Source organism: Streptomyces sp. NPDC058662 (genome assembly GCF_042716255.1).
Taxonomy (GTDB): Bacteria; Actinomycetota; Actinomycetes; order Streptomycetales; family Streptomycetaceae; genus Streptomyces.
Window position 1 is genome coordinate 17,628 of the sequence record NZ_JBHXRU010000007.1, and the last position, 22,540, is coordinate 40,167.

A 22,540-nucleotide genomic window follows, 5' to 3' on the forward strand; every position below is an offset into this window, starting at 1 on the left:
CGGGTGAGGTTGCCGCGCGCGTACAACCCTGACGGGGGGACGCGTGTCCTACAGGCGTGGCAGAGGCACTGCTCGACATCGCCGTCCTACCGGCGCGCTCCGGGATCGCTCCGTCGCGCCGGATCCCCCGCACGCCCGGCGGCGGTCTTCACGTGATCGTGCCCGTCCCTCCCGCGGGGCCCTCCGAGGTCCCCGTACGGGCCGCGGTACCGCCCCGGAGCGGCCGCGTGCCCGCGCCGCGCGACGGCGCCGAGGCGGATCCCGGCAGCGTCGCCGTGCCGTCCGGGGCGGTGGCCGGGGCGGGGAGCGGGGCAGCGGCGGACGTGGTGGCCGGAACCACGGTCGACCACCTCACCGAGACCTACCAGGCCCACTACCGCTCGCTGCTGGGGCTGGCCGCCCTGCTCCTCGACGACACCGCGTCCTGCGAGGACGTCGTCCAGGAGGCGTTCATCCGCGTGCACTCGGCCCGGAGCCGGGTCCGGGACCGCGAGAAGACGCTGGCGTACCTGAGGCAGACCGTCGTCAACCTCTCGCGGTCCGCCCTGCGCCGCCGCATCCTCGGCCTCAAGCTGCTGTCGAAGCCGATGCCGGACATGGCGAGCGCCGAGGAGGGCGCGTACGACCAGCTGGAACGCGACGACCTGATCAAGGCGATGCGCGGTATCCAGCGCCGCCAGCGCGAAGTGCTCGTCCTGCGCTACTTCGCGGACATGACGGAGGCCCAGGTCGCCGAGACGCTGGGCATATCGCTCGGCTCGGTGAAGGCGTACGGATCGCGGGGTATTGCCGCGCTGCGGGTGGCGATGGAGGCTGCGCAATCATGATGGACGACCACACTCCGCGGGGCGGGGCGAGCGACGAGGAAGCGCTGCGGGGCATGCTGCGCGGCGCCGTAGAGGGCATCCGGCCCGCCGACGGCGCCCTGGAGCGGCTGCGGTACGCGGTCCCGGTGCGGCGGACCCGCAGGCGCCAGGCCCTCGTGGGGGCCGCGGCGGTCGCGCTGCTCGCCGGTACGGCGGTCCCGGCTGCCGTGCACATGAACCTGATGGGCTCCGAGGGAGCCGCCACCCACCGGCCGGCCATGGCCGGGCACGACCGGCCCGGCGCCAGGCCGGGCGCGGACCCCTCCGACCCGCACCAGAACGGCCACGGGCTCCCGCCCAGGTCCACCCGGTCCGGTACGCCCGACGCGGGCGGCACCGCCGGGCAGCCCCAGCCGGCGGCGAGCAGCTCCGCCCCGGCCGGCGGTACGACGGCCGGGCCGTCGAGCACCGGGACCACGGCCGGCCCGTCCGGCGCGGTGGCCGCGCCGGGCCCGCTGCCGCCGCTGTCGGTGCCGGGCGTGCCGGGATGCGGCGCGGACCAGCTGGGCGTGGTGGGGTCGGCCCGTGTGCCGGAGGCGGACGGCAAGGTCTACGGCAGCTTCACGGTCACGAACGTGTCGGCGCGGGGCTGCGCGCTCTCCGGTCCGGACACGGTGACGGCGGCCGCGGTGACGGCGGCCGTTCCCGGCCCCGGCTCCGCCGTCCCCGTGGTCGGCCACACGGCGGGCGATCCGGCGAGCGGGCTGCTCCCCGACCCGTCGGCGGCGGCGCCGGTGCTCGTGCTCCCGCCCCGTACGGCGTACGAGGTGCGCTTCGCGTGGGTGCCGTCGGGGCAGCCGTGCCCGGCGGAGACGACGGCCGGCGGGACGGGTTCGAAGCCGGCGGACGGCGTCTCGGGCACGCCGTCGGGACCGGACGGGGACGCGGGCCGGGCCGCCGAGCCGCCGGTGTCCGGTACGCCCGCGGAACCGGCCGGGGTGGCGGTGTCGCACACCCCCGGGGCGGGCGCGCCGACGACCCGGACGACGATTCTTGCGGCCTGCGGTGGAACGGTCTACCGGACGGGCACCATCCCGCTGGACGCCGCCGCGCCGTGACCGGGCGGGGCACCCCGGCGGGGGTGCCCGGTCAGGCCCGGGGGGCGGCGGACGCGGCGGGGGCTTCCGAGGCGGTGGCCGTGTCCGATCCGGCGGGAGCATCCGAGGCGGTGGGAGCGTCCGATCCGGCCGGACCGGTCGCGTCCGGGAGCAGGCCCGCCTCCGTGTCGCGCAGGGTCTCCACCTCGCGCCGGTAGAGCCGGAACCACATGAAGAGCAGGAACGCGACGAAGACGAACCACTCGCCGGTGTAGCCGAGGTTCTGGAAGGCCTTGAGGTCGAGGCCCGTGTTGTTCGGGGCCCGGGCCGGCACCGGAACCATCCCGTCCGCCGGGGTCTGCACGGTCAGCCAGGCGTCGTACAGGTCGTACGGGACGATGTTGACGAGCGAGGCGGCCCCGATCACCCCGAGCTGCCCGGCCGGCAGGCCGCCCACCGCGCGCACCCCCTTGGTGCCGGAGTTCTCCGACGCCTGCAGGGCCCCGGTGACCTCGACCCGGCCGGTCGGCGCGGCCGGCGCCCTCGCGGCGTCCGCCGCACCCGGCAGCCAGCCCCGGACCACCGGGACGGCCTTGCCGGAGTCGGTCCGCAGCACGGTCAGCACGTAGAAGCCGGACTCGCCGTCGAGGCGCCGCTCGGGCACCAGCAGCTGCTCGCCGTACACGCCGGCGACGGAGGCGAGCCGCCCGGACGTCTCCTTGTCCACCGGGAGGAGGGAGTCCAGCGGCGCGGCGGCCCGGTCGGCCGGGCGCGCGGACGTCGCCTCCTTGTGGCTGTCGACGCGGTCCTCGAAGCGGCCGAGCTGCCAGGAGCCCATGAACAGGCAGAAGGGGACGGCGAGCGCGACGAAGACGTTGATCCCCCACCAGCGCGGGGTCAGGAGAAACCGGTGCACCCCACCACCGTACGGGGGGTGCACCGGTTCATGTGTCCCGGGTCAGCGCGGAAGGTGCTTGAGGGCGAACTCCAGGTCCATCCGGATCTGCTTGATGCGCTCCTCCACCACCAGCGAGCCGTGGCCGGCGTCGTAGCGGTAGACCTCGTGGACCGCCCCGCGCGCCGCCAGCCGGTCGACGTAGTTGTCGATCTGCCGGATGGGGCAGCGCGGGTCGTTCACGCCCGCCGCGATGTGGACGGGGGCCACCACCCGGTCCACGTACGTCAGCGGCGAGGACGCCTCCCACAGCTCCGGGACCTCCTGCGGCGTGCCGCCGAAGAGGGTGCGGTCCAGGGCCTTCAGCCCCTCCATCTCGTCCTCGTACGAGGCCACGTAGTCCGCGACCGGTACGGAGGCCAGCCCCACGGCCCAGGCCTCGGGCTGCGTGCCCAGGCCCAGCAGGGTCAGGTAGCCGCCCCACGAGGAGCCCGACAGCACCAGCCGCGCCGGGTCCGCGAGGCCGTGGGAGACGGCCCAGTCGCGGACGGCCGCGATGTCCTCCAGCTCGATCAGGCCGATCCGGTGCTTGAGCGCGTCCGTCCACGCCCGGCCGTACCCGGTCGAGCCGCGGTAGTTGACCCGGACCACCGCGAAGCCGTGGTCCAGCCAGGCCGCCGGGGTCGCGGCGAAGGTGTCGCTGTCGTGCCAGGCGGGACCGCCGTGGATCTCGAAGATCGTCGGGAAGGGGCCGTCGCCGTGGCCCACGGGCCGCTGCGCGAGCGCGTGCACGCGCCCGCCCGGGCCGTCCACCCACACGTCCTCCACCGGTACCGAGCCGGGCGCCTTGGCGCCGGGCGGGTCCAGGACGATCCCGCCCGCGGTGGACCGCACGGTCTGCGGTTCGGCGGCCGAGGACCAGGTGTACTCCACCGTCCCGTCGGGCCGCGGCGTCGCCTCCACCACCGACCCGGGCGGTGTGTCCAGCCGTACGCACTCCCGCGCGGCCAGGTCGTAGCGCCACAGCTCGCCGCGCGCCTCGAAGGTGTGGGAGAGCAGCAGCGCGCCGCCGTCCGGGTACCACTCGGCCTGGACCTCGCCGGGCAGGTCGATCGCGAGCTCCTCCTGCGCCCCGGTGGCCACGTCCCACACGATCGGCTCCCACCGGCCGCGGCGCTGGTGGCCGACCAGCAGCCGGGTGTCGCCCGGGACGGGCGCGAAGCCGAGCACGGCGAGGCCCAGTTCCTCGGTGCCGCCGCGGGTGTCGTCCAGTTCGGCGACGGTCGCGCCGTCGAGGGTCAGCACGCGCAGGGAGGAGTGCATGGCGTCGCCGTGCTCGGTGTGCTCGACCGCGATCAGCGTCCCGTCGCGGGACAGGTCGCCGACCCCCGCGGACTCGCGGTGGCGGTAGACCACGGTGGGCGGGCTGCCGTCCGCACGGACCACGTGGAGGGTGGAGCCGTCCTCGTCGGTGGAGCGCCCGATGACGGCCGTCCCGTCCCGGCCGATGGCCAGCCCGGCGGGGTAGGCCGGCTCCAGACCGGGGGCGGCCGGCTCGTCGGGGCCGCCCGCGAAGGGCTGGCGGACCCAGGTGCCGAACTCGTCGCCGTCGGTGTCGGAGAACCACCAGATCCACTCGCCGTCCGGCGACAGGGCGCAATCGGTGGTGCCGCTGGGGCGGTCGGTGGCCTGCCGCTGCGCGCCGGTGGCGCGGTCCCAGGCGTAGACCTCGAAGGTGCCGGTCGCGTTGGACACGAAGAGCGAGCGGTCCGGGGCGTCCTGCGCCCACTCGGGCAGCCCGACGCGCGGGGCCCGGAACCTCTTCTCCCAGTCGGGCACGGCGGGGGGTGTCACAGGGGGTTCGGGCGTCTCGTCGGTGGTCGCATCGCTGTCGCTCGTCATGCCCCCATTCTTGCCGGACGGGGCGGCGGGATGCCGAGCGCTGTGGACAACGGCCCACGGCCTCCCCGGAAGCCGGGCCCCGCGTGCGTACGCTGGCGGCATGCGGATGATCGTCCGGGGCGCCCGGCTGTGGACCGACCAGGAGACCGACCGGAAGCAGCCCGTCGCCCGCGACGGCCTGTCCGACGTCGAGGTGGGTGAGGACGGCCGGATCGCCCGGGTCCTCGCGCACGACGACCAGAAGGAACCGCCGGCCACCGGCGTGCTCATCGAGGCGCACGGCAGCCTGCTCACCGCCCCGTTCGTCGAACCGCACATCCACCTCGACACGGCCCTGACGGCCGGCGACCCGAGGCCCAACACCTCCGGCACGCTGTGGGAGGGCATCGCCTGCTGGAGCGAGCGCAAGGCGACGCTGACCCGCGAGGACGTGGTCGCGCGCGCCACCGAGGTGCTGCGCTGGCAGGCGGCGCAGGGAGTCCTGCACGTGCGCACCCACTGCGACATCACCGACCCGTCCCTCACCGCGCTCGACGCGCTGCTGGAGGTGCGCGACCGGGTGCGCGACGTCATGACCCTGCAGATCGTGGCCTTCCCGCAGGAGGGCGTCGTCTCCTACCCGGACGGCGAGGCGCTGCTGCGCGCGGCGGTGGCCCGGGGCGCGGACGTCGTGGGCGCGATCCCGCACTTCGAGGACACCCGCGAGGACGGGGTCGCGTCCCTGGGCATCGCCTTCGCGGTGGCCGAGGAGCACGGGCTGCGCGTGGACGCGCACTGCGACGAGATCGACGACGAGCAGTCCCGGTTCGTGGAAGTGCTGGCCGCCCTCGCGCTGCGGTCGGGACTGCGCGGGCGAGCGACGGCCTCGCACACCACGGCGATGGGCTCCTACAACGGCGCGTACAGCTTCAAACTCCAGCGCCTGCTGTCCCGTTCGGGCATCAACCTGGTCGCCAACCCCTTCGCCAACCTCACCCTCCAGGGCCGCTTCGACGCCTATCCCAAGCGGCGCGGCCTCACCCAGGTCAAGGAGATGCTGGCGGCCGGAGTGAACGTCGCCTTCGGGCACGACGACGTGATGGACCCCTGGAACGCGCTGGGCACCGGCAACCCGCTCCAGACCGCCCTGGTCGGGCTGTACGCGGCCCAGCTGACCGGCGCCGCCGAGATCCCGACCGCCTTCTCGATGGTGACGCACCGAGCGGCCCGGGTGCTCGGCCTGGACGGTACGGAGTACGGGATCACCGAGGGCGGGCCCGCCTCCTTCGTGCTGCTCCCCGCGCCCTCGGCCGAGGAGGCGATCCGGCGCCAGGTGCGGCCCCGGTACGTCGTCTCGCGCGGCACCGTCCTCGCCGAGACGCCGCCCGCCCCGACCAGGCTGTCCTGGCCGGGCGAGGCTCCGGCCGACATCGACTTCGCCAGCACCTACGCTGGGGCCCCATGACGTGGACACTGGACACCGACTCCGCCCGGGCCGCCCTCGACATCGCGTCGGAGTACGCGGACCCGGCGCTGCTCCACCACTCCGTGCGCTCGTACGCCTTCGGGGCGCGGTACGCGGCCGACCGCGGTCTGGTCTACGACGCGGAGCTCCTGTGCGTGTCGGCCCTCCTGCACGACCTGGGACTGACGCCGCCGTTCGACAGCCACACCCTGCCCTTCGAGGAGGCGGGCGGGCACGTGGCCAATGTCCTGACGGCGGGCCTGGGCTGGACGGCCGCCCGCCGGGCCCGCGCCGCGGAAGTGATCGTGCTGCACATGCGGGACGACGTCACCGCGGCCGAGGACGTCGAGAGCCATCTCCTCCAGGTCGGTACCAGCGCGGACGTGTCGGGGCTGCGGGTCGCCGAGTTCGATCCGGAATTCACGGCCCGCCTGCTGGCCGACCACCCGCGGGCCGGTTTCGGGGAGTCCTTCCTGGCTCTGGTGGAGGACCAGGCGCGGCGCAAGCCCGCGTGCGCGGCGGCCCGCTACGTCGCGGGGGGCGCGGCGGCCCGGATCGCGGCCAACCCGCTGGACGCGTGAGGCGGCACACCCGTGCCGCCGGGTGTGCGCCGCGGTGCGGCGGGCCCGAAACGCCGACAGGGCCCGATCCGCGGTGCGGATCAAGCCCTGCAACAGCCTCGTGCCGCGGCTTCGCCGCCCAGCCGGTGGACTAGGACCAGCCCGGGTCCAGCTGCGCCAGCGGCTTCGGGGCCGACCAGCCCGGATCCGCCAGTACAGCGGTGTTCGTGGACTGCTGCTCGGTCTGCTCCCCGGTGTTCGTGGCGATGACGGCGAGGGCGGCGGCGGTGACGAGGACCAGGGAGGCGAGCTTGCGGCGCATGGTGGGATGCCCTTTACGGATCGGCGTGAGCGGCTGTTGTTTTGGCCGGTTCGTTCGTCCCGGCGTGCAGCCATCGTGTCCAGGCGGGGCACCCCCTGTCGCGGATTTCGAGTGGCACAAAGAGATCTGACACATCCATGCCACAGAGCCGGGTCCACAAGGGCTCCGACGCGGTACTTTGTGCCTGTCGCACCCGCCGGGCTCGCGGCCGGTACGGACATGTCCGCGTAATGGACGGTGTTTGTGCTGGCGGAGCGCGGTCAGGAGAATCCGGGGTGCGTGATCGACCTCGGAGTGGCGCCGCCGAGACCCGGACCGAGTCCGAGCCTCACCCCGCCGCCAACGCTGCCGGTATCCGTCCTTCGCCGCTCCGAACCGCGAGCTGGGGGGCTCCTGTTGCTGCTTTCTCTTGGACTGACGGAGCGCTCCGACGCTCTTTACCGACTGATACTCAAACGGCCGGATCTCGCGGTCACCGACGTCGCCGCGGAATTGGGGCTTCCGGACGACGAGGTACGCGAGGACCTGGCCGAGCTCACCGAGCTCTCACTGCTGACGCCGTCCTGGCGCACCGGCGGTCAGCTGCGGGCGGTGAACCCGAAGGCGGCCCTGGACTCGCTGCTGGCCCACCAGCAGGCGGAGATCGCCCAGCGGCACCGGGTGCTCGCCGAGAGCCAGGCCGCGGCCAGCCAACTCCTGTCGCGTTACGCCGAGTTCCACCCGGCGCAGCCCACGAACGAGGCGGAGCGGTTCCAGGGGGTGGACGCGGTCCGGGCCAAGCTCGCCGTGCTCAGCTCCCGCACCCGCCGCGAGTCGATCTCCTTCCACCCCGGCGGCCCGGTGCCCGCGTCGCAGTTCAAGGCCAGTGAGCCGCTCACCGAGGACCTCATCGCGCGCGGCGTGAAGATCCGCACCATCTACCAGGACTCCATCCGCAACGACGTCGCCAGCCTCGACCACGCGCGCTGGCTCACCGAGCGCGGCGGCGAGGTGCGGACCGTGCCCGCGCTGCCGATGCGGATGGTGATCTCGGACGGCGAGTCCGCCCTGATGCCGATCGACCCGACGGACAGCGCCCAGGGGGCGGTGCTGCTGCGGGAGCCGGGCGCGGTCGCCGCCTTCTGCGCGCTGTTCGAAGCGGTGTGGGAGACGGCCACCCCCTTCGGTGCCCCGCCGCGCCGCCGGCTGGACGACCCGGGCTCGCAGCCGCGCGAGCTGCTGCGGCTGCTGGCCCTCGGCTACACGGACGAGGCCGCCGCCCGGCGCCTGGGGATCTCCCTGCGCAGCGAACGGCGGCTGATCTCCGAGCTGATGGAGAAGCTGGACGCGCAGAGCCGGTTCCAGCTCGGGCAGCGCGCGGTCGAACACGGCCTGCTCTGACGCCTGTTGGGCGGGCGGGGGCGGGTTCGGACCCCGGGCGCCGGGTCGGCGCTCGGGTCGGGTACGTCCGTCAGCAACCGCAGTTGTCGCCGGTGACCGGGGCGGTCAGCGGGTCCGGGGCGGAGCGGCGCTGACCGTGCGCGTCCTCCACGGTGAAGCCCTCGCGGGACCAGTACTCGAATCCGCCGAGCATCTCCTTGACCCGGTAGCCGGCGGAGGCGAAGGCGTGCGCGGCGCGGGTGGCGCCGTTGCAGCCGGGTCCCCAGCAGTAGGTGACGACGACCGTGCCCGCCGGCACCAGCTCGGCCGCGCGGGCGGCGATGTCGTCCGTCGGCAGGTGCACGGCCCCGGGGATGTGGCCCTGCTCCCAGGCCTCGGCGCTGCGGCTGTCGACGACGACGAAGCCCTCCGCACCGGACTCGACGTCGGCGTGGACGTCGGCGACGTCGGCCTCGAAGGTGAAGCGGCGGTGGAAGTGGGCGGCGGCCTCGGCGGGGTCAGCGGGCGGAACGCGCAGCACCTTCGAGGGGGCGGTGACGGTGGTCATGGCGGGTGGGCTCCTTGCGGGGTCGGGGGCGGCGAACGGCCGCGACGGCGATGAAGAGGTAGATGGCCGCGGTGGCGGTACCGGGGCCGATGAGCAGAGCGGGTGTGCCCCACCCGGCGAGCCGGGCGAGGAGCAGTGCGGCGAGTGCGACGGCCGCGCCGGCGAGGATCCCGGCGCGTTGGCCGGCCGCGGTCAGCTCGCTCCAACGGGCGCCTGTGGCAAGCAGGTTGGTACGGCAGTAGGTCCAGCAGACGGCGGCGGAGGCGAGGCCGAGCACGAGGAGCACCGCCGGGTGCGGCGCCGGCAGCCAGCCGGCGGGCCGCAGCAGCAGTCCGTACAGTCCGGCGGCGAGCACGAGGCCCAGCAGGGTGGCGCCGAAGTGCTGTGCGGGCGGGGCCGTGCCGGCGGGTCCGGCTTCCGGGCCGGAGACCGGACGCGGGCCGCTCCCGCCCGTTTGGCGCAGGGCGGGTACCGCCGACTCCAGTCCGACCCAGCCGAACAGCAGCGGTACGGTCAGCAGGACCGGCGCCCAGTCGGACGGGGCGGCGGTCGGACGGCCCAGCAGCCACCAGGCGGCCGCGAGGCCGAGGACCGCGCCGAGCCGCAGCCGGCGGGCTCCGGCCGAGAGCGGGTACGGGGTGTACGCGGCATGCCCGGCGGCGGTGGCCAGGACGGCGGCCGCCAGGGCGAACACCCCCCAACCCGACTCGTCGAAGGAGGAGTTGCCCCAACCCGAGTCGCTTCCGCCACCCCACCCCGGGCGGCCGGCCGCGAACTCGGCGGCGGCCAGCGCCACCGCGGCCTGCCCGGTGGCGAACCCGCCGAAGTAGAGCGCGGTCACCGCACGGGCGGGCGCGGGGCCCAGCCGGTCCCGGACGAACGCCACGGGCCCGGCGCGCGCGGTGCCTCCCGAGGCGGCGACCAGCAGGCACCAGCACGCGAGCCCGCCCGCCAGTACCGTCACCGTCCAGGGGTCCGCCGGGGCGAGCGCCGCCGGCAGGACGAGCACGCCCAGCCCCAGCACCGCGCCCAGTGTCCGGGCCGGGCCGGCCGCTCTCACGACAGCTCGTGGAAGAACAGCGGCGTGGAGCTCGGCAGCCGGGCGCCCTCGGCGAGCAGCCGGCCCTCGCCGTCGGCCCAGTGCGGCATCCGCGTGACCAGGTCCACCGGCAGGCCCAGGTGGCCGGCGATGAAAGCGGACCAGCCCGGCATCAGCGGCGCGGCGGCGACGGCGACGGCGGCCAGCAGCTCCAGGTGCGCGGCCAGCCGACCGGCGTACGCCTCGGCCTCGCCGGAGGCGCGCAGCAGGCCCAGCTCGCGCAGGTCCGCGTTGGCCCGGTCGACGGTGGTGGCCAGCGCGGCCGCAGCCCGCTGCGGGGAGAAGGCCTCGGCGCCGAGCGCTGCGGCGATCTCGCCGGGGAGCGCGGCGCGCTCGGCGACGAGCTCACCGGCTGGAGCGGCGGCGGGCACCACGGAGTCGAAGTCCTGGCCCAGCAGGTCCAGTACGGTGTCGGTCCAGCGCTCGATGCCGCCGGCCAGCACGGTGGAGACGGTGTCGGCGAACTCCTTCATGGAGAAGTTGTTCTGCTCGCGCTCCGGCCCGGTCAGGCACAGGTGGAAGCGCAGGGCGTCGGCGTTGACCCGGCGCAGGAACTCCCCGCCCCAGATGGCGTGCCCGCGGCTGGTGGAGAACTTCTCGCCCTCCAGCCGGTAGAACTCGTTGATGACGACCTGCGAGGGCAGGGTCAGCTCACCCTGTGCCAGCAACAGCGCGGGCCAGAGCACGGCGTGCGAGAAGGAGCAGTCGAACCCGATGAAGTTGACGATGCGTGTCTGCGGGTCGGTCCACAGTCGTTCCCATTCGCTCTTGTCGCCGTTCGCCTCGGCCAGCCGGGCGGTGCCCGCCGCGAAGCCCCAGATGCCGCTGAACCACGTGTCGAGGATGTGTCCCTCCCAGCCCTTCAGCGGGACCGGGATGCCGTAGTCGGCCTCGCGGCTGATCGGGGTCGCGGGGAGCTCCCGCTCGAAGAGGCCCTCCAGGTAGGAGATCAGCCGGGGACGCCACTCGGCCTTCGACTGGGCGTCCGCGTAGTACGCCTCCAGCCGCTCGCGCCAGCGCTCCAGCGGGAAGACGATCCGGCGCAGGGTCGTGGTCTCGGGGGTGTTCCAGCAGGCGGTGCACTTGGGGTCGGCGAGGCTGCCCGAGGTCTGCGGCAGGCCGCAGGCCTCGCAGTAGATGCCGTCGGAGGGCTCGGCGCAGAAGTGGCACGCGCCGCGCACCTCGGACTCGTACAGGTAGCGCTCGCACGGCTCGCAGCGGAAGACGGGCAGCTCCTGGACCTCCAGGGCGCCGGACTCCCACAGCTCCAGGAAGAAGCGCTGGACGAACTCGGTGTGGGTGCTGTCGGTCAGCGGACGGGTGAACCAGTCGTGGTGCATGGCGCCCATGGAGAGGGTCTCCTCCATGCGGTCGCCGAACAGTTTCGCGGTCGGGTATGCCGTGGAGCCGATCTCCGCCGCCCGGCGCGGTACGTAGGCCGAGTGCTCGTCGGAGTAGCCGACGTAGTGGACGTCGTTCCCGCGCTGGCGCAGGTGGCGGGCGAGCACGTCCGCGCCGAGGAAGGGGCCGGACAGGTGGCCCAGGTGGAGGTCGCCGTTCGGGTTCGGCGGGGCGCTGGTGATCACGTAGGAGGTCATGACGCGTGGGTTCCTTCGGGGAAGCGCAGGGAAGAGGAGTCGAGCGGCGCCGTGTCGAGCGGCGTCGTGTCGAGCGGCGGCAGCGCGTCGGAGGCGGCCGCGACGACGCGGCTGTGCGCCGGCAGGTCGTCGAGGACGATCGAGTGCGCGCCGATCCGGCAGTCGGACCCGACGGTGACCGGGCCGAGCACGCTCGCTCCGGTGCCGATGATCACGCGGTCGCCGACGGCGGGGTGGCGGCGCGAGCCCGAGGGGCGGCGCAGGTCCTTCCACCAGCCGACCGAGCCGAGCGTGACCTGGTGGTAGAGCATCACGTCCTCGCCGATCTCCACCGTCTCCCCGATCACGACCGCGGTGCCGTGGTCGATGAAGAAGCGGCGGCCGATCGTGGCGCCCGGGTGGATCTCGATGCCGGACACGGCGCGGGCCAGCAGGGACAGGGCCCGGGCGCTCACGCGGTGGCCGCGCTTCCAGAGCCAGTTCGCCATCCGGTAGGTCCACAGGGCGTGGATGTGCGGGTAGAGCAGCACCTCCGCGCGGGACCGGGCGGCCGGGTCCTTGGCCAGGACCGTGGCGACGTCCTCCCGCAGCTTGGCGAGGAGGGAGAGCGGCTTCTCGCCGTTCCCGGCCGGGTTTTCCTCACATGTGGTCATAGGGGGCCTCCGGGCGGATCGGGCGGCCCGCGAGGAACCGCTGCGGACGGTAGGGCTCCAGCAGTTCCTGGACCGCCTTGCCGGGTACGGCCCCGCCTTCGAGGATCTCCTTGGCGGCGAGCTCGGCGACGGCGGGGGCCAGCTTGAAGCCGCCGCCGCTGAAGCCGAGTGCCAGGTACAGGCCGTCGGGGCCGGCGGCGCCCACCACCGGCCGCTTGTCCGGGGTGTAGCCGTCGAGTCCGGAGCGGGTGCCCGCGAGCGGGGCGGTGGCCGCCGCCGGGACGCGCCCGGCGATGGCCTTGATCGCCGACTCCAGCTCGGCCTCGGTCAACGGCTCGACGTCGCGGCCCAGTTCGGTGTCCGGCTTGCTCGGTACGCCGAAGTAGAAGCGGTCCAGGCCGTCGGGCCGGAAGTAGCTGCCGGTGGTGTCGTCGATGCAGGTCGGGACGGAGGAGGCGGAACCGCGCCGGCCCGCGCCGGGCAGCTCGGCCTGGGCCAGGCCGATCCGGCGGGCGACGACCGGGATGTGGATGCCCAGGTACTCGGCCGGGGCGGAGCCCCAGGCCCCGCCGGCCAGCACGACCAGCGGGGCGTCGATGCGGCCGATGGAGGTGAGTACACCGGTCACGGTGCCCGCGTGTTCGAGGACCTTGACGGCGCGGATCCCCTCGGAGGGGGAGACGCCGAGCCGGTAGGCGGCGGTGAGGAGGGCGGCGGACGCCATCATCGGATCGGCGTAGCCGCCCTCCGGCTCGTACGCGGCGAGTGCCACGCCCTCGGTGCGCAGGCCCGGGTAGAGCTCCTTCAGCTCGGCGGGGTCGATGACCTCGACGCGTCGGTAGCCGGCGGCGTCGCCCGCCCGGGCGGCGTTGTCGCGCAGGTCGTCGGCGTGGTTCTCGCCGACGATCATCACGAAGCCGGTGCGCCGGTAGCCGCAGTCGCCGCCGATGACGTCCGCCCACTGCTCGAAGACGGGCATGCTGCGGGCGGCGAGCCGGATGTCGGCGACCGACGTGTGGTGCAGCCGCAGCAGTCCGCCGGAGCGGGAGGTGGCGCCCTGGGCGTTGACCCTGCCCTGGTCGCACAGGACGATCCGGCCGAGGCCGGCGAGGGCGAGCTGGTGGGCGATGGCCGCACCGATCACCCCGCCGCCGACGACGACGGCGTCGGCGTGCGCGTGGACGATGGGGCTCATTCCGGCACCGCCGTGTCCGCGGCCGGCACGGCCGCTCCCGGGTCCTCGATGCCGAACTCGGCCGCCCACTTGGCGCGGTCGCGGGCCAGGGCGTCGGCACCGCCCCACCAGATGGTGATGAAGCGCAGCGTCACGTCGCCGTCGTTGGTCAGGTCGTGGTCCTCGAAGGGCGTGATGAAGACGGTCTCACCGGAGCGCACCCGGGTGGTCTCCTCGCCGATGCGGATCAGGCCGGAGCCCTGGACGATGAAGAACATCTCGTTCTCGTCGTGGTGGTGCAGGGTGGAGGTGGCACCGGGCGCCACGTCGACCCAGGCGCCGCCCCAGTTGGGTTCGGCGACGGCCTCGGGCCAGGGGAAGATGCGCCGACCGCTGACGTTGTAGAGCTCCTCGAAGACCATGTCGTCCTCGTGGGCGGTGAAGATGTGCATGTGTACGGTCCAATCGGGAGCGGTCAGGCGGCGACGGGCTGGCGCAGGCGGCTGCGCAGGTCACGGTGGATGGTGTCGGCCTTGGCGGCCATCTGGCTGAAGGAGGTGGCGCTGCCGATGCCGTGGCGCCACTCGGTGAGTCCGTCGAGGTAGATGCCGACCTCGCAGTCCTCGGTGGTCTCGGCGCGGTAGGCGCGGGTGACCTCGGGGCGGCCCTCGGCGTCGAGCCGCAGGTACGGGGTGAAGGCGGCGAGCGCCTTCGGCAGGGCGGCTTCGCGGTAGCCGGTGCAGATGATCACGGCGTCGGCCTCGATGAGCCCGCGTTCTCCCGTGAACACCTCCTCGGTGCGCAGGAGCACCCCGCCGTCGGCGGTCCGCTCGACCTCGGTCACCTCGGTGCGCTTGTGCATGTGGAGCCGCTGCCGGCCGGTGAACCGGTCCTGGTAGACCGCCTGGTAGAGGGCGGTGGAGACGTCCGGGTCCACGGCGGCGTAGTTGGTGGCGCGGGCCTGGGCCAGGGCGCGTTCGCGCTTCTCGTCCTCCAGCCCGTAGAAGTAGTCGGTCTCGTCGGGGAAGTACACCTCGTTGCTGAAGTGGCCGAGCTCGTACATCCGGAAGCCCGCGTGCCGCACCAGGGAGTGGATCTCGGCGTCGGGGTCCTGCGCGGCCAGGTGCAGGACGATCTCGCCCGCGGTCTGTCCCGCGCCGATCACCGCGACCCGCTTCGGCGGCCGGTCGCCGAGGGCGGCCAGGCTCGGCAGCAGCTGGGAGGCGTGGAAGACCCGCTCGCCCAGGTGCGGGCGGAACAGCTCGGGCACGTACGCCTCGTGGCCCGTGGCCAGCGCGATGTTGCGGCCGACGGAGGAGTGCAGGGAGCCGTCGCGGGTGTCCCGGCTGACGACGCGGGCGGCGCGCACCCGGCCGTCGCCGCCGGCCACGGGCTCCACGGAGACCACCTCGCGGTGGTAGTCCACGGGGCCGCGCACCTGGCGGGCGGCCCACTGCACGTAGTCCGACCACTCCAGGCGGCTGACGTAGCCGCCCATCAGCGTGAAGGGGTAGAAGCGCCCGCTCTGCTGGAGGTAGTGGGGGAAGGTGAAGCGGGACCGGGCGTCACGCGGGGTGGCGAAGTCGCGCAGGAAGTGGTGCTGGATGTCGGTGCCGGGCAGGACCAGGTTGGGCTGCCAGGCGGAGTCGGCGGCCTTCTCCAGGTAGCGGGCGGCCAGCGGGGCGCCGCCGGCCTCGTCGTCGTGGTCCTCGACCGCGGCGGCCAGCGCGATCCCGGAGGGCCCGAAGCCCGCCACGACCAGGTCCAGGGCCGCGGCGCCGTCCTCGGGGCTCCCGTGGGCGGAGTACGTCATCACACGCCCGCCTTCGAGGGCGTGGTCGCGGCCACCGCGGCGATGAGCGACTGGCGGATGATCTGCCCCGCCTGGTCGATCTGCTCGGCCGTGCAGTTCAGCGGCGGCAGCATGCGCACGACGCAGTCGTCGCGGCCGCCGAGCTCGATGATCAGACCGCGGCTGACGGCCTGCCACTGCACCCGCTTGGCGAGGTCCGAGGCGGGCTCGCCGGTCTCCGGGTCGGACAGCTCGACGCCGGTCATCAGACCGAGGCCGCGCACGTCGGCGACGTAGGGGCTGATCTCGCGCAGGCCCTGGAGGTGGACCATCAGCTGGTCGGCGCGGGCCCGGACGTTCTCCAGGACGCGGTCGCGCTGGACTACCTTCATGGTGGCCACACCGGCGGCGAAGGCGGGCTGGTTGCCGCGGAAGGTGCCGGAGTGCGCGCCGGGCTTCCACTGGTCGAGCTTCTCGTCGTAGAGGATCACCGAGGCGGGCAGGCCCATGCCGCTGAGCGCCTTGGAGGCGCAGACGACGTCCGGTTCGATGCCGTACTGCTCGAAGGCGAACCAGGTGCCGGTGCGGCCGCAGCCGCTCTGCACCTCGTCCACGATCAGCGGGATGCCGAGGCGCTTGGTGACCTCGCGGATCCGCTGGACGAACTCGACCTCGGCGGGGATCACGCCGCCCTCGCCCTGCACCAGCTCCATGATCACGGCGGCCGGCAGCGTGATGCCGCCGTTGACGTCGGTCAGGGCCTTCTCCAGGAAGGCGGCGCAGTTGACCTGGCAGCTGTCCCGCTTGAGGCCGAGGGGGCAGTTGTGGCAGTTGGAGTACGGGAAGAAGTGCACGCCCGGCATCCGGCCGCGGACCGGCTCCTTCTGCTCGACCAGGCCGGTGACGCTGAGCGCGGCCAGCGTCGCGCCGTGGAAGCCGCCCTGGAAGGTGATGATCTCCTCGCGCCCGGTGGCGGTCTTGCAGAGCTTGAGGGCCGCGTCCACGGCGTTGGCGCCGGTCGGACCGCAGAAGTGGATCCGGGTGCGCTCGCGCATCGGCTCCGGCAGCATCTTGATGGTCAGGTCGGTGAACTCGTCCTTGATCGGCGTGGGGAAGTCCAGGCCGTGCACGAACTCGTCGAGCTGGCGGTGGGCGGCGGCCAGCGGCTCGGGGTGGTTGTGGCCCAGCGAGAGCACGCCGGCGCCGCTGAGGAAGTCGAGGAAGACGTTGCCGTCGAGGTCCTCGACGTAGGAGCCTCTGCCGCGGCGGATGGCTATCGGGAGTTTTCGCGGATACGAGCGGGAGTTGGACTCCCGTCCCGCCTGGCGGTCGAGCAGCTCGGCGCTGCGCGGACCGGGCAGCGGGCCGGTGATGACCGGAGCCGTGTAGACCGGCTCGACCGGGGTGTCGATGGTGGCAGTCATGGGTTCGCGTCTTTCCGGTCAGGCGGCGGCGAGTACGGCGCTGCGGTCGGTGGCGGCCGCGGTCAGGCGGACGGTCAGGGCGTCGGCGAGGGAGGCGGCGCGCAGCGACAGCAGGCTGAAGGAGCCGGCGTCGCCGATGCCGTGGCTGGACTCGCACAGCCCGTTGAGGAAGAGCGGCGGGGTGCCGTCGGCGACGGCGGTGAGCGTGTAGTCGGCGCAGACCCGGAGCCGGCCGTCCGGTTCGGTCGCGAAGAGGTTCGCGATCGGGGCCATCAGCGGCGGGCAGAGCTCCTCGTGCGGGCCGGGGCCCATGTTGCGGAAGCCGGTGGCCAGCACCGCGAAGTCCACGGACTCGGTGCTGTGCTCGCCGGTGATCCGCTCCAGGAAGTCCAGCTCGACCCGGTCGCCGGCCTCGCGGACGGCGGTCGCCTCGTGGCTGCCGCGCAGGAACACCCGCTGCTCGCCGTCGAGCTCCTGCTCGTACATGGTCACGTAGAGCTCGCGCAGCACGTCGCCGTCGGCCGAGGAGTAGTTCGTGCCGTGCATGTAGCCGTCGAGGGCGTTCTTGCCGGCGCGGTCGGCTCGGAAGTAGTAGTCGGTGAACTCCGGGAAGTACCCCTCCTCGCTGAAGGGGCTGGTGTCCTTCAGCCGCAGCGAGTGCGAGCGGGTGTAGGTGGTGACCTTGGTGCGCGGGAAGCGGCGGCTCAGGTCGAGGGCGAGCTCCACGGCGCTCTGGCTGCCGCCGATGACGGCCACCGACTCCGGCTCGCGGCCCTCGCCGGCCAGCTCGGCCAGCCGGGGCAGGTACTGCGTGAGGTGGAAGACGCGGGGGGTGCGGACGGAGTCGTAGGGGGCCGGGACGTACGGGGTGCGGCCGGGGCCCATCACCAGGGTGCGGCCCAGGTAGCGGCTGCCGGTCATGGTGGTGACGGCGTAGACGCGCTCGCCGTTCTCCTCGACGACCTCCACGCCGGCGGCCCGCTGGCTGCAGTCGACCAGGTGCGAGAAGAAGCCCGCGGCCCAGCGGATGTAGCCCGCGTACTCCTTGCGGAGCGGGAACTCGCCCGGCACGTTCAGGTGGCGCAGCAGCCGGCCCTGCTCGTGCAGGTAGTTCAGGAAGCTGTAGCGGCTGCGCGGGTTGCGCAGGGTGACCAGGTCGCGGCTGGGGTGGTTCTGGATGTCGGAGCCGTCGAGCAGCATGCCGGGCTGCCACTCGGGGGTCGGCCGCGCCTCCAGGAAGCGGGCGGTGAGCGGGGACTCGCGCTCCTCCAGAGCGATGGCCAGGGCCAGGTTCGCCGGGCCGAAACCGATGCCGAGGATGTCGTACACCGGAGCCGCCGTGGTCGACGTGGTCGCAGTGGTGGCGCTCATCGTGTGGTGCTCCTTGCCGTAACAGTGGTCAGAGTGGGATTTCCGTCGAAGTCGATGCGCAGGCCGTCGATCCGGTCGGCCGCGTGGACCCGCTGGTCGGTGCGGTACCAGAGCGGGATCAGGGCCAGGTCAGCCATGGCGGTCCGGTCCGCGCGCCGCCAGGAGTCGGCCCGCTCGGCCGGGTCGGTCGAGGCGCGGGCCCTGGCCAGGAGGGCGTCGAACTCCGGGTTCACGTACCGGCCCTCGTTGTCGCCGTGGGCGGTGCCCTCGGCGTCGGGGGCGGTGCAGGAGGAGTGCAGCAGCGGGAAGAGCATGTTGTCGGGCGTCGGGTAGTCGCAGGCCCAGCCGGCCCGGCAGAAGCCGGTCGCCGCGATCGAGGTGCGGTGGTCGACGAGGCCGCGGGCGTCGGTGCGCAGCAGCTCGATCCGCCAGCCCAGCACCTCCTCCAGGCCCCGCGCCAGTGCCTGCACCCAGTCGTCGTGGCCGGCGCCGGTGTTGTAGGCGAACTCGATCCGGGTGCCGGGCGGCAGGCCGGCGCGCAGGGCCGCGGCCCGCGCCCGCTCGGGGTCGTACGAGGTCCAGTCGGCGTCGGTGTCGGCGGAGGCCGGGCGCGGGGTGTGCGCCTTGCCGAACCAGGGGGAGAGCAGCGAGTGCGCGGCGCTGCGGCGGCCCTGGAAGTAGGTGTCGATCAGCCCCTGGCGGTCGATGGCCGAGGACAGGGCCCGGCGGGCGTCCAGCGTGTCCATCGGGGCCTGGTGGCAGAAGGGGATCAGGTAGAAGAGGCCGGCGCCCTCCTGCTCCAGGAAGCCGGGGTGCCCGGCGGCCTCGGCGGTGCGCGCCGGGGGGATCCGGGCGTAGTCGTACACGCCGGCCAGGAAGCGCTCGTACTCGTCGTCCAGGCCGGTGACGGCGTCGAGGATGTCGATGCGCACCTCGCGGACCTCGGGGGCGGGGCCGAACCAGAGGTCGTTGCGCAGCAGCGTGATGGACTCGCCGTGGATCCAGGGGCCGGCCAGCAGGAAGGGGCCGTTGCCGATGGGCCGGTCGTTGTACTCCGGGTCGAGGGCGGGGCCCGCGACCGAGGGCACCGGGCTGAAGATGGGCTGGAGGGTCTTCAGGTCGAACTGCACGTCCGGCTCGCCGAGCTCCACCCGCAGGGTGGCGTCGTCGACCGCGGTGAAGCTGCGGACGCCGGCCAGGTGGTAGGCGGTCTCCGTGTTGGCCTCCGGGTCCAGCGCCCGCGACCAGCCGCGGACGAAGGAGTGCGCGGTGACCGGCTCGCCGTTGCTGAACACCGTGTCGGTGCGGAGGGAGAAGGTCCAGGTGGTGGCCGTCTCGTCGCTCTCCCAGGAGGCGGCGGTGGCCGGGATCAGCGCGCCGTCCTCGTCGAGGGCCAGCAGCCCGGTGAACAGGGCCTTGCAGACCAGGATTCCCTCACCTTCCTGGGCCTTGTAGGGGTCGATGGCGGTGGGCTCCGTGATTCCCATCCGGAACACGGGGTCATTGGCGTGCACGTGGGGCTCTTTCCGCGGTGGTGGGCTGGATGGCGGGGTGGACGGGCTGCCGGGGGCCGGGCCGCCGGGCGGGTCCGCGCCGGATCAGGCGGCCCGGACGGCCGGGACCACGACCACGTCGAGCCGCTCGTCGAGTTCGGCGGCGATCCGCTCGACCCGGTCGATGTCCTCGACGGACCGGTAGGGGGCGGCCACCGCGAGCGATCCGGCGATCTCGTACCAGCCCTCGGGGGCGCGCCGCAGCCGGGCGCCCGTCTTGGAGGCGGGGATGTACGAGCGGAAGTACGGCGAGTGGTAGGCCTCGCCGGGGTTGTTCTTGACCAGCGTCCCCGTGCGGTAGGCGAACTTGATGCAGGTCGCGGCGCGCGGGGTGGCGGCGCGGGGCACCTCGCCGTCGGTGACCGAGGCGGCGGCCCGCTCGTCGTCGCCGGCGAGCACGGCCTTGGTGTACAGCTTGACCGCGTCGATGCCGTGGACCTCGCGCAGGTTGCGGTAGTTCTGGCCGCCGCTCATGCGGGTGGCGAACTCCACGACCCGGTAGGTGCCGTCGGTGTCCTGCCGGAACTCGGCGTTGAACAGGCAGTGCTCGACGCCCAGGCCCTTGACGATGCCCTCGGCGACGGCGACCAGGCCGGGCTCCTCCTGCGGGGTGCGGAAGGGGAGGGTGTAGAAGTCCTCCTCGAAGTACGGGCCGGGCATCTGCATCTTGTTGGTGACGCCCACCAGGTGGAAGACGCCTCCGGTGACCACCCCGTCGAGGGTGACCTCCTTGCCCGGGAGGAACTCCTCCAGCAGGGCGATCTCCGGTCCCTCGGTGGGGAAGTAGCCGCCCCACTCCGCGGCGAGGCGCTCCACGTCGGCCAGCGCCCGCTCCAGGCCCTCGCGGTCGTGGACGAGACTCACGCCGATGCTGGCGGCCAGCCCGCTGGGCTTGACGATGAAGGGGAACGAGAAGGCCTCGGCGGCGGCCAGGCCCTCCTCGACGCTGGAGACGCTCGCGAATCCGGGGCAGGGCAGGCCGTTGTCCTGGAGGAAGGAGCGCTGGAGCTTCTTGTCGCGGGAGATCTCGTCGGCCTCGGGCCGCGGCCACTGGTGGCCGAGCAGCTGGTTGGTCTTGGAGGTGACGGCGATGTCGCTGTCGTAGAAGGTGATCGCCGTGGCGATGCCGAGCCGGCGGGCCTCGGCCGCGCAGAACTCGGCGAGGGCCGTTCCCTCCCGGTCGCCGACCGGGATGACCGAGGCGAAGCGGCCGTCGTCGGAGGCCTGGGCGACGGAGGTCGCGAGGTGGATCTCCAGGCCCATCCGCTCCAGGGTCTCGATGTGCTCGCGGTGCCACGCGTACGTGTTCCGCATGATCAGCAGGATCTTCACGACTGGGCCTCTTCGGTGGTGGTGCCGGTGGTTGCGGTGGGACGGGTGACGATGGAGACCTTCTCCAGGAGCCGCTCGGCGGCGGCGACGGCCGCCTCGGTGTCGGCGCCGGTCACCAGGACCTGGCCGATGCGGTCCCAGTTGCCGCGCAGTTCGCCGACGGTGTCGCCGGGCTTGACGGTGGTCTCGATGTCGATGACCCCGTCCAGGGCCAGCGCCTCGTCCTTGCCCTGGACCTCCTCGACCGTGCCGGGCTGCGCCGACAGGAAGCGGGTGGCGGCCGACCGGAGCGGCACCGGGCGCTCGGTCAGCGCCGGGATCAGACCGAACTGCCAGGCCGGGATCCACTCCTCCAGGTCGATGCCGTAGGCAGCGATCAGGAGGTCGAAGATCCGGTCACCGCCCATGCGGTTGTGGCTCTCGATGATCTGCGGACCGGTGGGGGACAGCCGCACCTCGGTGTGGGCGGCGCCGTCCTTGAGGCCCATCGCGTCGAGGAAGAGGGAGACCGCCTCCTCGATGCCGCGCTCGACGTCCGGAGCGAGCCGGGCCGGCAGGGCGTGGCCCAGCTCGATGAAGCCCTCCTGGCCGCCCGTGAGCTTCTCGGTCACCGCGAGCACGATGTGGCGGCCCGCGAAGGAGAAGCTCTCGATGCTGTACTCGGGGCCCTCGATGTACTGCTCCGCGATGAAGCGGCCGATGTGGAAGAAGGAGCCCCACTGGAGGTCGGTACGGGCCCGCAGGGCCTCTACCGCCTCCCACGCCTCGGCGGCCTGCTCCGGTCCGTCGATCCGTGCGACGCCCAGGCTGGCGGTGGCGTCGGCGGGCTTGAGCACGAACGGGTAGCCGTGCTCGGCGCCGAAGGCGACCAGGGCGTCGGCGTCCTCGACCTCGGCGGCGGCCACGGACAGCGCCCGCACGGCGGGGGAGTCGGAGGCGGCGAGGTGGCGACGCATCGCGTACTTGTCCCGCAGCAGTTCGGCGACCTCCTCGGAGGTGTTGCCGAGCCCCAGGAGGTCGCTGATCCGGCCGGCGGGCACCAGGCCCGGCTCGGTGATCGAGGCGACGCGGGTGAACCCGTACGCCTTGTGCGCGGCCTCCACCAGGGGGCGGGTGACGTCCCAGTCGGTGTAGTCCGCGATCAGGACGGCTTCGGCGAGTTCGGCCGACTCGGGCACGAACTGGTCCTTGTGCTGGATCAGTACGAAGCGGATTCCGAGCGCCGCCGCCTTGCGCAGCGTCTGTATGCGTCCGCCGACGACGAGAAGCTTGTGTTCGGTCATGGCCAGAACTCTGCCGCATGAATTCCGGCCCGGAAATGCTTTCGGGGTGGCACAACCGTGCCCGGCATGAAAGACGCGGCCGGCCGCTTCCGCCCGACGGGACGGAGGCGGCCGCCCGGTCTGTGCCTGAGGGAGTTTCAGGTAGCATCCGGGCAGGTCAGGGCGGGGAGTCACGGGCGGTGTGCGGGCAGGAATGTGCCCGGCCGCTTCGTGCCAGCCCGTTTCCCTTCTCAAGGCGTCGGCCGGTGGGTTCCATGGTGCCCATCACCTCATCCCTTGACTAGAAGGAGCCCCTCATGGCCAGCGAG

At 73.4% G+C, this 22,540-nt stretch carries 20 protein-coding genes; 5 read left to right on the forward strand and 15 right to left on the reverse strand.

The features are described 5' to 3' along the window. Positions 1 to 56: 56 nt before the first annotated feature. Positions 57 to 827, forward strand: coding sequence for a SigE family RNA polymerase sigma factor (locus tag ACFWUQ_RS04895; RefSeq protein ID WP_384532849.1), 771 nt, complete (start codon positions 57 to 59; stop codon positions 825 to 827). After that, complete coding sequence (locus tag ACFWUQ_RS04900; protein WP_384532851.1) at positions 824 to 1,924, forward strand: hypothetical protein; 1,101 nt, start codon at positions 824 to 826, stop codon at positions 1,922 to 1,924. Before ACFWUQ_RS04895 ends, ACFWUQ_RS04900 begins: the two co-directional genes overlap by 4 nt. Positions 1,925 to 1,955: 31 nt before the next feature. Here the strand turns inward: ACFWUQ_RS04900 and ACFWUQ_RS04905 are convergent, their stop codons facing one another. Further along, on the reverse strand, positions 1,956 to 2,819 hold the full coding sequence (locus ACFWUQ_RS04905) for an SURF1 family protein (protein WP_384532853.1): 864 nt from the start codon (positions 2,817 to 2,819) through the stop codon (positions 1,956 to 1,958). Between the two features lie 42 nt (positions 2,820 to 2,861). After that, positions 2,862 to 4,700, reverse strand: coding sequence for a S9 family peptidase (locus tag ACFWUQ_RS04910; protein ID WP_384532856.1), 1,839 nt, complete (start codon positions 4,698 to 4,700; stop codon positions 2,862 to 2,864). A 100-nt stretch (positions 4,701 to 4,800) separates the two neighbouring features. Between ACFWUQ_RS04910 and codA the strand changes: the two genes are divergently transcribed. Then, positions 4,801 to 6,144 (forward strand): cytosine deaminase, encoded by a 1,344-nt coding sequence (codA, locus tag ACFWUQ_RS04915; protein WP_384532859.1) that lies wholly within the window; start codon positions 4,801 to 4,803, stop codon positions 6,142 to 6,144. Then, positions 6,141 to 6,725, forward strand: coding sequence for an HD domain-containing protein (locus tag ACFWUQ_RS04920; RefSeq protein ID WP_384532862.1), 585 nt, complete (start codon positions 6,141 to 6,143; stop codon positions 6,723 to 6,725). The genes codA and ACFWUQ_RS04920 overlap by 4 nt, the downstream gene beginning before the upstream one ends. Positions 6,726 to 6,855: 130 nt before the next feature. Here the strand turns inward: ACFWUQ_RS04920 and ACFWUQ_RS04925 are convergent, their stop codons facing one another. Then, positions 6,856 to 7,026: a hypothetical protein gene (locus ACFWUQ_RS04925; protein ID WP_384532864.1), complete on the reverse strand. Its 171-nt coding sequence runs from the start codon at positions 7,024 to 7,026 to the stop codon at positions 6,856 to 6,858. A gap of 396 nt (positions 7,027 to 7,422) precedes the next feature. Between ACFWUQ_RS04925 and ACFWUQ_RS04930 the strand changes: the two genes are divergently transcribed. Continuing rightward, complete coding sequence (locus ACFWUQ_RS04930) at positions 7,423 to 8,406, forward strand: helix-turn-helix transcriptional regulator (RefSeq protein WP_384532867.1); 984 nt, start codon at positions 7,423 to 7,425, stop codon at positions 8,404 to 8,406. Between the two features lie 70 nt (positions 8,407 to 8,476). Here the strand turns inward: ACFWUQ_RS04930 and ACFWUQ_RS04935 are convergent, their stop codons facing one another. From ACFWUQ_RS04935 to ACFWUQ_RS04990, 12 genes are all read right to left on the reverse strand, one after another. After that, on the reverse strand, positions 8,477 to 8,953 hold the full coding sequence (locus ACFWUQ_RS04935) for a rhodanese-like domain-containing protein (protein WP_384532869.1): 477 nt from the start codon (positions 8,951 to 8,953) through the stop codon (positions 8,477 to 8,479). Further along, positions 8,904 to 10,013: a hypothetical protein gene (locus tag ACFWUQ_RS04940; RefSeq protein ID WP_384532872.1), complete on the reverse strand. Its 1,110-nt coding sequence runs from the start codon at positions 10,011 to 10,013 to the stop codon at positions 8,904 to 8,906. The genes ACFWUQ_RS04935 and ACFWUQ_RS04940 overlap by 50 nt, the downstream gene beginning before the upstream one ends. Continuing rightward, positions 10,010 to 11,650, reverse strand: a complete 1,641-nt coding sequence (locus tag ACFWUQ_RS04945; RefSeq protein WP_384532875.1) for a methionine--tRNA ligase — start codon at positions 11,648 to 11,650, stop codon at positions 10,010 to 10,012. The genes ACFWUQ_RS04940 and ACFWUQ_RS04945 overlap by 4 nt, the downstream gene beginning before the upstream one ends. Beyond that, a complete protein-coding gene (epsC, locus tag ACFWUQ_RS04950) occupies positions 11,647 to 12,303 on the reverse strand; it encodes a serine O-acetyltransferase EpsC (RefSeq protein WP_384532877.1) in 657 nt (218 codons plus the stop codon). The genes ACFWUQ_RS04945 and epsC overlap by 4 nt, the downstream gene beginning before the upstream one ends. After that, positions 12,290 to 13,498, reverse strand: a complete 1,209-nt coding sequence (locus tag ACFWUQ_RS04955; protein ID WP_384532881.1) for an NAD(P)/FAD-dependent oxidoreductase — start codon at positions 13,496 to 13,498, stop codon at positions 12,290 to 12,292. Before ACFWUQ_RS04955 ends, epsC begins: the two co-directional genes overlap by 14 nt. After that, a complete protein-coding gene (locus ACFWUQ_RS04960) occupies positions 13,495 to 13,929 on the reverse strand; it encodes a cupin domain-containing protein (protein WP_384532884.1) in 435 nt (144 codons plus the stop codon). Before ACFWUQ_RS04960 ends, ACFWUQ_RS04955 begins: the two co-directional genes overlap by 4 nt. 23 nt (positions 13,930 to 13,952) lie before the next feature. Beyond that, positions 13,953 to 15,290 carry a SidA/IucD/PvdA family monooxygenase gene (locus ACFWUQ_RS04965; RefSeq protein ID WP_384532887.1) on the reverse strand — a complete coding sequence of 446 codons (1,338 nt, stop codon included), beginning with the start codon at positions 15,288 to 15,290 and terminating at the stop codon, positions 13,953 to 13,955. Then, on the reverse strand, positions 15,290 to 16,693 hold the full coding sequence (locus ACFWUQ_RS04970) for a diaminobutyrate--2-oxoglutarate transaminase family protein (RefSeq protein WP_384532890.1): 1,404 nt from the start codon (positions 16,691 to 16,693) through the stop codon (positions 15,290 to 15,292). The genes ACFWUQ_RS04965 and ACFWUQ_RS04970 overlap by 1 nt, the downstream gene beginning before the upstream one ends. A gap of 18 nt (positions 16,694 to 16,711) precedes the next feature. Then, the gene (locus ACFWUQ_RS04975; protein ID WP_384532893.1) at positions 16,712 to 18,064 is read right to left on the reverse strand and encodes a SidA/IucD/PvdA family monooxygenase; all 1,353 of its coding nucleotides are present in this window, start codon (positions 18,062 to 18,064) and stop codon (positions 16,712 to 16,714) included. Further along, positions 18,061 to 19,578, reverse strand: a complete 1,518-nt coding sequence (locus tag ACFWUQ_RS04980; protein WP_384532895.1) for an ABC transporter substrate-binding protein — start codon at positions 19,576 to 19,578, stop codon at positions 18,061 to 18,063. Before ACFWUQ_RS04980 ends, ACFWUQ_RS04975 begins: the two co-directional genes overlap by 4 nt. Positions 19,579 to 19,662: 84 nt before the next feature. Next, the gene (locus tag ACFWUQ_RS04985) at positions 19,663 to 20,949 is read right to left on the reverse strand and encodes an acetyl-CoA carboxylase biotin carboxylase subunit family protein (RefSeq protein ID WP_384532897.1); all 1,287 of its coding nucleotides are present in this window, start codon (positions 20,947 to 20,949) and stop codon (positions 19,663 to 19,665) included. After that, positions 20,946 to 22,232 (reverse strand): ATP-grasp domain-containing protein, encoded by a 1,287-nt coding sequence (locus tag ACFWUQ_RS04990; protein ID WP_384532899.1) that lies wholly within the window; start codon positions 22,230 to 22,232, stop codon positions 20,946 to 20,948. Before ACFWUQ_RS04990 ends, ACFWUQ_RS04985 begins: the two co-directional genes overlap by 4 nt. Positions 22,233 to 22,540: the final 308 nt, after the last annotated feature.

What these genes read in the sequence shown, in the direction of transcription:
- ACFWUQ_RS04900 (WP_384532851.1), top strand. Translation starts at nt 824, where the DNA reads ATGATGGACGACCACACTCCGCGGGGCGGGGCGAGCGACGAGGAAGCG.
- ACFWUQ_RS04910 (WP_384532856.1), bottom strand. Translation starts at nt 4,700, where the DNA reads ATGACGAGCGACAGCGATGCGACCACCGACGAGACGCCCGAACCCCCT.
- codA (WP_384532859.1), top strand. Translation starts at nt 4,801, where the DNA reads ATGCGGATGATCGTCCGGGGCGCCCGGCTGTGGACCGACCAGGAGACC.
- ACFWUQ_RS04920 (WP_384532862.1), top strand. Translation starts at nt 6,141, where the DNA reads ATGACGTGGACACTGGACACCGACTCCGCCCGGGCCGCCCTCGACATC.
- ACFWUQ_RS04925 (WP_384532864.1), bottom strand. Translation starts at nt 7,026, where the DNA reads ATGCGCCGCAAGCTCGCCTCCCTGGTCCTCGTCACCGCCGCCGCCCTC.
- ACFWUQ_RS04935 (WP_384532869.1), bottom strand. Translation starts at nt 8,953, where the DNA reads ATGACCACCGTCACCGCCCCCTCGAAGGTGCTGCGCGTTCCGCCCGCT.
- ACFWUQ_RS04945 (WP_384532875.1), bottom strand. Translation starts at nt 11,650, where the DNA reads ATGACCTCCTACGTGATCACCAGCGCCCCGCCGAACCCGAACGGCGAC.
- epsC (WP_384532877.1), bottom strand. Translation starts at nt 12,303, where the DNA reads ATGACCACATGTGAGGAAAACCCGGCCGGGAACGGCGAGAAGCCGCTC.
- ACFWUQ_RS04955 (WP_384532881.1), bottom strand. Translation starts at nt 13,498, where the DNA reads ATGAGCCCCATCGTCCACGCGCACGCCGACGCCGTCGTCGTCGGCGGC.
- ACFWUQ_RS04960 (WP_384532884.1), bottom strand. Translation starts at nt 13,929, where the DNA reads ATGCACATCTTCACCGCCCACGAGGACGACATGGTCTTCGAGGAGCTC.
- ACFWUQ_RS04965 (WP_384532887.1), bottom strand. Translation starts at nt 15,290, where the DNA reads ATGACGTACTCCGCCCACGGGAGCCCCGAGGACGGCGCCGCGGCCCTG.
- ACFWUQ_RS04970 (WP_384532890.1), bottom strand. Translation starts at nt 16,693, where the DNA reads ATGACTGCCACCATCGACACCCCGGTCGAGCCGGTCTACACGGCTCCG.
- ACFWUQ_RS04975 (WP_384532893.1), bottom strand. Translation starts at nt 18,064, where the DNA reads ATGAGCGCCACCACTGCGACCACGTCGACCACGGCGGCTCCGGTGTAC.
- ACFWUQ_RS04990 (WP_384532899.1), bottom strand. Translation starts at nt 22,232, where the DNA reads ATGACCGAACACAAGCTTCTCGTCGTCGGCGGACGCATACAGACGCTG.